Consider the following 8,108-nt stretch of genomic DNA (forward strand, 5'->3'; position numbering starts at 1 on the left):
GGCCAATCCGTTCGTGATGGACTTTCTGGGGAATGTCAACGTCTTCAGCGGCCGCGTCCAGGGCGGCAAAGCCTGGTTCGGTACCAGTGACGCACCAGTCGAGTTTCCTGAATATCCGCACGCCGAGTCGCGCGAGGCGACGCTTTACATCCGCCCGCACGAGTTGGACATCGAGCGCTCGGTGAACGGCGCGGGGGGCTTGCGCGCGGAAATCCGCCGTATCAACCCGACCGGTTCGCTGGTCAAGGTCTATGCCGTGGCCAGCGAGTACAACGCGCCGATCCACGTCGAGTTGAATCCCGAGCGTTACGGCGAGCTGCGTTTGCGCGAAGGAGAATCGGTTTACATCGTCCCCAAGCGCGTCCGCGCGTTCTGGCCCGAGTACAGCATTTAATGATGGAGCGATTGATGCCGAACTAGGGCGTGGTGACAACAAAACCCCTTCTCCCTCCGGGAGAAGGTGGTGAGCGCAGCGAACCGGATGAGGGTCCCCGCCGAGGCTCGCCAGATCCCGAAACACAGTGGACCCTCATCCGGCCTTCGGCCACCTTCTCCCGAGGCGAGAAGGGTTGCTGCGAACCGTGTGATGAATGTTACGGTGATTTAAGCTATTCAACCGCGAACTGACATTGCTGAATCACACTCGCTTAAAACCCCGCAACGCCCGTGATCTCGTCCCCTTTGTGAACCGTCGATAACTTATCCCCCGTAGTCAGGAGCTTTGATCATGCAACGCCCGATGAGCTGTTGTTGTTTCCATGTGCCCCCGTTCGATTCCCCACATTCGCTTCACGACTTATTCAGGTGTATTCGCCATGGAAACCATCAACCACACCGCCACGTTGTTCGCCGCTGATGACCGCTTGCGCGAGCGGATCATCTCGTCCTTTGCTCGCCTGCCGCTCCCCTTGCACCGCTTGGTGCGGATCGAAGTCAATCAAGGGGTCGTCCACCTGCGCGGGCAGGTGCGCAGCTACTATGAAAAGCAACTCGCCTACGCCATCTCGCGGCGTGTTCCGGGCGTGAAAGAAGTGGTGGACCGCGTCGCGGTCACCTATCCGGTCAGTTCTCACCAGGCCGCCCCGGTTGAAGCAGCGCCGCGCGAGACTACCCTGCCGCGTCGCACCGTCACGTTCGAGGCCTACGCTCCCCGCCCGGGGCATAACCTGCCGCGTCCCGAACCCAAGGCGCCGGCCTACACCGGCCGGCATGTGAAGCTGGACCTGGGGCTCGACCTGGAAGAGTACCTGTCCGAGCGCGCTTGGCCCGTCGCCGGCTAACGTACTTGGACCAACGGGTGTCGCATTTACCAAGCCGGCGGCTTTGCCGCCCGGAAACGGCGACGGAGTCGCCGGCTTGGGATTCGGTGTGCCATGCCAAACTGCACGTCGCGCGATTCAACTCGCCGACTCGCTGCGCTGGCCAGCTTCGGGGGACGCGACCTCCGGGGCTGGCCGCGCCAGGCGATATCCCTGATAGCCGATCATGCCCACGACCAGCGCCAACAGCGGCATCCCCAGCGGGTGCATCTGAAACGACAGGCCGGGCCGCCCGTGCAGCGCCGCCACCCACGATCGCGTCAGCCCACAGCCCGGACAATTGCGATTCAACAACCGCCGCCAGGCGCACAACTCGGGCAATCGGTAGCCGAACAACTCGACCCCCGTGGTGTCGTGCATGTCCAACGTGGCAGCCGTCGCCACCAGCGCGCCCAGCAACAGGATCAGCGACCAGCGCGAACCGCGGCTCATGACCGTTTGGCGGGCGCGGGCTGTTCGGGCTTTTCGCCCCGCGCTTCGGCTCGCGACTTTTTGAAGAACTGGAGTTGCTTGCGCATCAGCCCCGAGTGAGGATCGAGTTCGACGGCCTGCGACTGGTACTTGATCGCGTTGTCGAGATCCTTCACGGCATAGTAGCAACGTCCCAGCGTGTCGAGATAGCCCGCCTCGTTGGGCTGCATTTCCAGCGACTTGTGCGACGAGCGCAGGGCCTCTTGATAGTCCCCCTCGGTGTTGCCGATCAGCCAGGCCAACTGGTTGTAGTTCAGCGCCTGGTCAGGTTCTTCCTGAATCCGGCGGCGGAACAACTCGGCACTGTCGCGGATCAGCTTTTGCGTACTCTGCTTCAAGGCCGCATCGGCGTCGGGCAGTCGAAACAGCGCGATCAACACATCGGCATTGGTTGGATCCTCGTCCCGGGCCGCCAGCAAGTGCCGCTTGTATTCCTTGTCGTTCCCTTGTTCCCTGGCGTCGCAAGCATAGAGAAAGTGCATCTGGCCGCGCGTCGTGCGCAGGTCGCGATTGATATTCGTCTGCTGGCCGGCGTTCTTGGCTTGCTCCATCGCCGCCACCGACTCGGCCAACACCTTGGCTCCCTTGCCATCCTCGCCCGAGTCGTGCAGCATGTCGGCCAAATAGGCCTGCGATTGCAGGGCATAGGCTTGGGCCGGTGGGCCGATTTCGATCACGCGGCGGTATTCCATCTCGGCCCAGCGGCGCATGCCCCGCCGGCGCAGTTGATAGGCCATGATGTAGTGCTTGTCCGGCTCGTCGCGGCTCATCTTCACCGCGCGCTGGGCGGCCTCTTCGGCCTGGGCCTCGCGCCCCTGGGCCAGTTGGGCTTCGGCAAAGTGATAGAGCAGAATCGCCGAGGCGTTGAACCGTTCGGGATAGCGCCCGGAAATCTCGTCGATCACGGTCCAGGCCTTTTGATCGATCAGCCAAGCCACCAGATCGCCGAGCATCGTATCGTCGCTCGGCTCGACAGCCACCATCTGTTGCAACGCCCGGTCGACTTCCGATTGCCGCCCCAGCTTCTGGTTGGCCGCCACCGCAACTTTCAATAGCCCGATCACCAACTCGGCGCGCGATTGCTGTGGTCGCGAACGCAACGTCTGGGCTTCTTCACTGGCCAGTCGTGACCAAAGGGCCGCCGCCGCCGTGGTGTCCCCCCGCTGCGCTACGTAATTGCGCAACCACTCGGCCGCCGGTCGCGGGCTTTGCGCCAACATCGAAAGCAAGACCGCCTTGCGCTTCTCGGCCCGTGCGTCGCTGATGTTCTTCTGCTCGATGATCGCCAAGGCCGCGTACTTCGACACCACCTGCGACCGATCGTAGCGGACAATCCGGCACAACGCCGGCAAGCCGCGATCGTCGGGCAACTGGGCCAATTCGTGGGCGATCAACTGCCGCTGCTCGTCCTCGCTGGCCTTGTACGTCTGCAGCAACTTGCGCACGTCGGGCGGGTCGCTGTCGGCGATGATCTCGAACCGCAACAGCCGGACCAGATAGCGGGCCCGTTCCGAGACTTCAATGTCGTCGCTGTTCTCGGCCCGCGTCAGCGCGTCAAAGGCGTCGAGACCGACACGGGACAGTTCGTCCTGGGCTTGTTGCCGGACGAAGTAGTCGTTGTGCCCCAGCCGGTTGATCAGCTCGTCGATTCGCGCGGCCGAAGCCCGCACGACCAGCGGCTTGGCCTCGTCGGCGGCGCGGCTGGTCGGGGCCGACAGCAACAGCGTCGCAAGAAAAACCGCCGCCAGCGGCAAGCCTGGGCTCCTTCGCGCTTGTCGACCGGTCGCCGTCATCGCTGGCACTCCTGGCTGCATGAAGATACGACGAGCGCCGCCACGGCACGGTTCCCGCGCCCGCGATGCTCGCCGTGTTCATTATTCCCTAAATCGAGCAAGCCGGGTAGCGCCGGGCGGCCCAAGCGGCGGGTAATGCCTCTCGACCCCCTGGAATGTCAGTCTTATACTCCCGCCGGGCTTTCGTCTGTTTTGAGGCAGCCCCCGTGGCTGATTGTTGCTTTCGATGGTTTGGTGGCCTTGATGAAGTCTGATTCCGCAGCCGAAACGTCGACCAGCGCTGGCTTGCTGTCGGGGCCGCGCATGCTGGCCGGCTCGGCGGCGCGCCTTCGGCTGGGTCGCGGCGCCGCAGTCATCATCATGGTCGCCGGGCTCGGCACGCTGCCCTGGCTGTTGAGCGACAAACGGCCCCTTTCGCCGCGCGAAGCGCGCTCGATCGCCGTGGCGCGCGAGATGCTGGCCAGTGGCAACTTCGTCGTGCCGCGCCTGGACGGCGCGCCGGTGACCGATCAGGGGCCGCTCAGCTATTGGCTGATCGCCGGCGCGATGAAGGCGTTCGGCCACGAGTCGATCTGGGCCTCGCGACTACCCAGCGGTTTGGCCATGATCGGCACGGCGCTGGTGATCGCGGCCATGACGGCCCGCTGGCAGGGGAGCCGGTTCGGGCTGTTCACCGGTCTGGTGCAATTGACCACCGGGCATGCTGTGCTGGTCGGCGCGGCGGCCGACGGAGTGGCGCTGTTGACGTTAATCGTCGCGGCCGCGGTCGCGGTCTTCTCACTGGCCCAGGTCGACAGCCCGCACGGCCGCCGCACCGCCCGTTGGGTGCCGTGCCTGTTCCATGTGCTGGTCGCGGTCTCGTTCCTTGACAAGCTGATCGCCGGCCCGGTGCTAATCATGGTCGCCTGCGGCGGTTACTTCGTCGTGCAGCGGCACTGGCGCGACTTCAAGTTTCTGTTCCACCCGCTCGGGCAACTTTTGTGCGGCTGCTTGATGCTCGGTTGGATTGTTCCCTTGGTGATGATGGACCCGCCGGCGCTCGACCGGTTCTTGCCACATCATCTGTTTCGCTCGAACGCAACGGCCGTCGCTCCGGTCGATTGGCGATTGGGCTGGCTGCTGTCGTTTCCGGTGCTGATGTTGCCCTGGACGCCCGTCATGCTGTGGGGCGTCTGGCAAACCTTTCGCACCGGCGTGCTGACCCAGCCGTTCTGGCGGATGCTCGGTGTGTGGGCCGTGCCGGGGTCGTGGCTCTTGGCGGCCGGCTGGTTCCGCGGCGAGCCGCTGAACACGGCACTGCTCACGCCGCTGTCGGCATTCACGGTCTACGGCGCGTGGCAATTGATCCGCCGCCGCTGGGTGACCTACGCGACCGGCGTTCCTTGGCGCAAGTACCGCAATGAATCTTAGCCAGCAATCCGCATTCCTGTAGGGTGCATTACATGCACCTTAGTTTTGCACGGCCTCGTGGGCAGAAGTCTCGATCTCTAACGATGTTTGACGATCGAGGCCGTCAACTCTTGGACGACCGAAATAAGGTGCATGGAGTGCATCCTACCGGAGCGAACCAGCTTGACGCCCTTTAGGCCGCGCGGCGTTTGATCAGCGTGTCGAGCGCTGGTGGCATCGTCAGCTTGGCGTCGGCGGCGTCCTGAGCGATTGCGGCCAGGACCAGTTCCAACTGATCGGCCGGGCTCTGTTCAAGATCGATGAACAGCAGCTTCTGGCCTCGCACCGTGCAGGCTCCGCCCAGGCCGTCGAGCTTGTCATAGCGCAACTGGTAGCCAAGCTCTTGGGCCGTAGCACACGCTTGCTTCAACAGTTCGACGGTGTGCATCGCTTGCTCCTCCTTGAGCGAAACGATCCGAGGACGCGTTCAGTTCTCTGACACGATGATTTCAAAGTCCCATTAGCCCCCGGTCAATGACCGGGGGCTAATGAAGCGAACAAATTTTCACCACAATGCCACGCTGCACGCTAGCACCGCCCACCTTCTCCCCCAGTGTGGGAAGCTGTACCGATTGTAGCGGTTCTGACTTCAGCGGCCCAGCCGAGTGCGACGATAACCAGTACGACGCTTTCTCTAGTCTGCTGGCATCGGCCAGTATCGTTCAAATCACACGAGGCGCGCTATGTCTGCTGGCCCCGCCGAAGCTCCCACCGCCGAGGAACAAATCGCCTTGCTCAAGCAGCAAGTCGCTCGGCTGCAAAAGCTCACGGCCATGGGCGAGTTGGTCAGCACGACCACGCACGAATTCAACAATGTGCTGATGACGATTCTGAATTACGCCAAGCTGGGCATGCGTTCCCAGGACCAGGCCTCGCGCGACAAAGCGTTCGACAAGATTCTGACCGCGACCCAGCGTGCCGCGCGGATCACGACTGGCATTCTGGCCTTTGCCCGCAATCGCAGCACGTCGCTCGAGCCGACCGATCTGCGGCGCGTGATCGACGACACGTTGCTGCTGCTCGAACGCGAGATGACCAAGTACCGCGTTCACGTCGAAACGAACCTTCAGGCCGCTCCCCCCGCGCTGGCCAACGGCAACCAGATTCAGCAAGTGCTGACGAACTTGCTGATCAACGCCCGACAGGCCATGCCGCACGGCGGACGAATTATCATCACCCTAGGCTTCGACCCGCAGTTGCAGATGGTCGAGCTGCAGGTGCGCGACACCGGCACCGGAATGCCGACTGAGGTGATGCACCAGATTTTCGATTCGTTCTTCACGACGAAGCAAGGTCCTGACGCGACAGGCAAGGGGGGAACCGGCCTCGGGCTGTCCGCCTGCCGCGATATCATCGAAGCGCACCACGGTAAGATTCGCGTCGAGAGCGCGCCGGGCCGCGGCACGCAGTTCACCATTCGCCTGCCGGCCGCGCCGGCGATAGCGCCGACGCTGGCCACAGCGCCAACTACGACGGCGACGAGCACGTTTCCGCTCGTCAATCGCGCTGTCTGATCAATGCGCCGGTCCGCCGGGCTTGTTCGCCAGGCAGTTGATCCGGTTGACCAGTTGCGCGAGCATCCGTTTTTCCAGGACGCAGTCGCGTCCTTGCGGAATCCAGCCCACGGTCGGTGGCTGGCCCACGACCAGGTGCTCGACGCGCTGCAGCGAGTTGTCGACTCGGAAACCGGCCGCGTTGGTGGCCAGCTCGGGCCGGATCAGGTCTTCGAGTTCTTTGAAGACTTGCACTTCGACCAGGTATGCGCCGTCGGCCGGTATCACCTGCACTACCGCGCGGCGGCGCATGGTCTGTAACGTGCTTTCGAGGCGCTGATAGGAATCGGCCGAGTCGCCGAGCCAAGGTTCCAACAGCGTCGCGCCGACTTGCGGGAAGGTGTCGATCCGCCCGGCCGTCAGCACGTCGCCGATTCGCCGCGGACGATCTTCCTTTTCGATGGTGAAGTAGTCATCGACCACGTCGACCACATGATCCCAAAGGGCGTCGCTACTCGGCGCGTAGACGCGCATCGGGTTGTCCAATGGCGTCGGCGGCGGCGGAGTCGAGAACATCCGACACCCGGCCAGGCTTGCCACGCCCGCGAGCAACACGCCAACCAGCGCACAACGGCGCGCAACAAGGCAGCGCGATCGGTGCGCAACGGCGGCGGCCAGATGAAAGGGAAGCGTCATCGACAGTGTGACCAGAATCGACAAGGTGCCCAGAAAAGCGACGGGCAGGCGGGGGGGCCAATGGGGGGCGTAGTGTCCCGAAAGTCGCCCCCAGCCGCAAGGCGAATCGAGGAGCATAAGGCGAGGATTCCCTTGCCTTTGTCGGGTGCTCTGTGAGCACCTGATGGCGACGTTGAAGGCCGAAAAACAACGAGGTTCTTCGCGGGTCTGGCCCCCTTGCCAACTGAAAAGCTGTAACGATTGAAACCGCAGGTAAGGTGCCCACAGGGCACCCTACGCATGAAATCCGCAGCTATGCCCTCGTTTCGGGAACTCGCTTGCTACAATGATCGCATGTCGACTTCGACCGCCACTTTCGACGCCTTCAACTTGCCGGTGCTGCCAGCAACGCCAGCATGGCTGCCGGTGCGCCGGCCGCCGGCCGAGCAGACGCGCGCGCCGCTGCCCATGTCGCGGGCCGAAGCGCTGGCTCGTGGCTGGGACGAAGTCGACATCGTCTTCGTGACCGGCGATGCCTACGTCGATCATCCCAGCTTTGCCATGGCCCTGCTGGGGCGCTTGCTCGAAAGCTGCGGCTACCGCGTCGGCATCGTCAGCCAGCCCGACTGGCGCAATTGCGACGCCTGGCGCGAGTTCGGCCGGCCGCGGCTGTTCTACGCCATCAGCGCCGGCAACATGGACTCGATGATCAACCACTACACCGCCAACCGCAAAGTACGCAACGACGACGCGTACAGTCCCGGCGGACAGATCGGTCGGCGTCCCGATCGGGCGACGTTGGCGTATTGCCAACGAGCGCGCGAAGCGTACCCTGGCGTGCCGGTGGTGGCGGGGGGCGTCGAAGCCAGCCTGCGCCGACTGTCGCATTACGACTATTGGAGCGACAA

The 8,108-nt window shown here is 63.6% G+C and carries 8 protein-coding genes and 1 pseudogene (1 of these 9 running past the window's edge); 5 read left to right on the forward strand and 4 right to left on the reverse strand.

What is annotated here, in order from left to right; all coding sequences use genetic code 11:
• A partial coding sequence (locus JSS27_21415; protein ID MBS0211510.1) for a TOBE-like domain-containing protein occupies window positions 1-394 on the forward strand: 394 nt, incomplete at its 5' end.
• Between the two features lie 421 nt (window positions 395-815).
• A complete protein-coding gene (locus JSS27_21420) occupies window positions 816-1,280 on the forward strand; it encodes a BON domain-containing protein (GenBank protein MBS0211511.1) in 465 nt (154 codons plus the stop codon).
• A 117-nt stretch (window positions 1,281-1,397) separates the two neighbouring features.
• On the opposite strand, the gene JSS27_21425 is transcribed toward JSS27_21420, so the two are convergent.
• Window positions 1,398-1,751 carry a DUF2752 domain-containing protein gene (locus JSS27_21425; GenBank protein MBS0211512.1) on the reverse strand — a complete coding sequence of 118 codons (354 nt, stop codon included), beginning with the start codon at window positions 1,749-1,751 and terminating at the stop codon, window positions 1,398-1,400.
• Window positions 1,748-3,583 (reverse strand): hypothetical protein, encoded by a 1,836-nt coding sequence (locus tag JSS27_21430; protein ID MBS0211513.1) that lies wholly within the window; start codon window positions 3,581-3,583, stop codon window positions 1,748-1,750. The genes JSS27_21425 and JSS27_21430 overlap by 4 nt, the downstream gene beginning before the upstream one ends.
• A 243-nt stretch (window positions 3,584-3,826) precedes the next feature.
• Here JSS27_21430 and JSS27_21435 point away from each other — a divergent pair, with 243 nt between their 5' ends.
• Window positions 3,827-4,993, forward strand: coding sequence for a glycosyltransferase family 39 protein (locus JSS27_21435; protein ID MBS0211514.1), 1,167 nt, complete (start codon window positions 3,827-3,829; stop codon window positions 4,991-4,993).
• Between the two features lie 172 nt (window positions 4,994-5,165).
• Here JSS27_21435 and JSS27_21440 read toward each other — a convergent pair whose 3' ends face one another.
• The gene (locus tag JSS27_21440) at window positions 5,166-5,420 is read right to left on the reverse strand and encodes a hypothetical protein (GenBank protein ID MBS0211515.1); all 255 of its coding nucleotides are present in this window, start codon (window positions 5,418-5,420) and stop codon (window positions 5,166-5,168) included.
• A gap of 295 nt (window positions 5,421-5,715) precedes the next feature.
• Between JSS27_21440 and JSS27_21445 the strand changes: the two genes are divergently transcribed.
• Window positions 5,716-6,546: a sensor histidine kinase gene (locus tag JSS27_21445; GenBank protein ID MBS0211516.1), complete on the forward strand. Its 831-nt coding sequence runs from the start codon at window positions 5,716-5,718 to the stop codon at window positions 6,544-6,546.
• Here the strand turns inward: JSS27_21445 and JSS27_21450 are convergent, their stop codons facing one another.
• On the reverse strand, window positions 6,547-7,338 hold the full coding sequence (locus JSS27_21450) for a hypothetical protein (GenBank protein ID MBS0211517.1): 792 nt from the start codon (window positions 7,336-7,338) through the stop codon (window positions 6,547-6,549). It lies immediately after the preceding gene.
• A gap of 216 nt (window positions 7,339-7,554) precedes the next feature.
• Between JSS27_21450 and JSS27_21455 the strand changes: the two are divergent.
• Window positions 7,555-8,108: pseudogene (locus JSS27_21455) on the forward strand (YgiQ family radical SAM protein); it runs 480 nt beyond the window's last position.

This window comes from Planctomycetota bacterium (genome assembly GCA_018242585.1).
In the GTDB taxonomy this organism is placed as follows: Bacteria; Planctomycetota; Planctomycetia; order Pirellulales; family PNKZ01; genus JAFEBQ01.

Coding starts and splice junctions, on each gene's coding strand:
- JSS27_21450 (MBS0211517.1), bottom strand. CDS start 7,338: ATGCTCCTCGATTCGCCTTGCGGCTGGGGGCGACTTTCGGGACACTAC.
- JSS27_21430 (MBS0211513.1), bottom strand. CDS start 3,583: ATGACGGCGACCGGTCGACAAGCGCGAAGGAGCCCAGGCTTGCCGCTG.
- JSS27_21420 (MBS0211511.1), top strand. CDS start 816: ATGGAAACCATCAACCACACCGCCACGTTGTTCGCCGCTGATGACCGC.
- JSS27_21440 (MBS0211515.1), bottom strand. CDS start 5,420: ATGCACACCGTCGAACTGTTGAAGCAAGCGTGTGCTACGGCCCAAGAG.
- JSS27_21435 (MBS0211514.1), top strand. CDS start 3,827: ATGAAGTCTGATTCCGCAGCCGAAACGTCGACCAGCGCTGGCTTGCTG.
- JSS27_21425 (MBS0211512.1), bottom strand. CDS start 1,751: ATGAGCCGCGGTTCGCGCTGGTCGCTGATCCTGTTGCTGGGCGCGCTG.
- JSS27_21445 (MBS0211516.1), top strand. CDS start 5,716: ATGTCTGCTGGCCCCGCCGAAGCTCCCACCGCCGAGGAACAAATCGCC.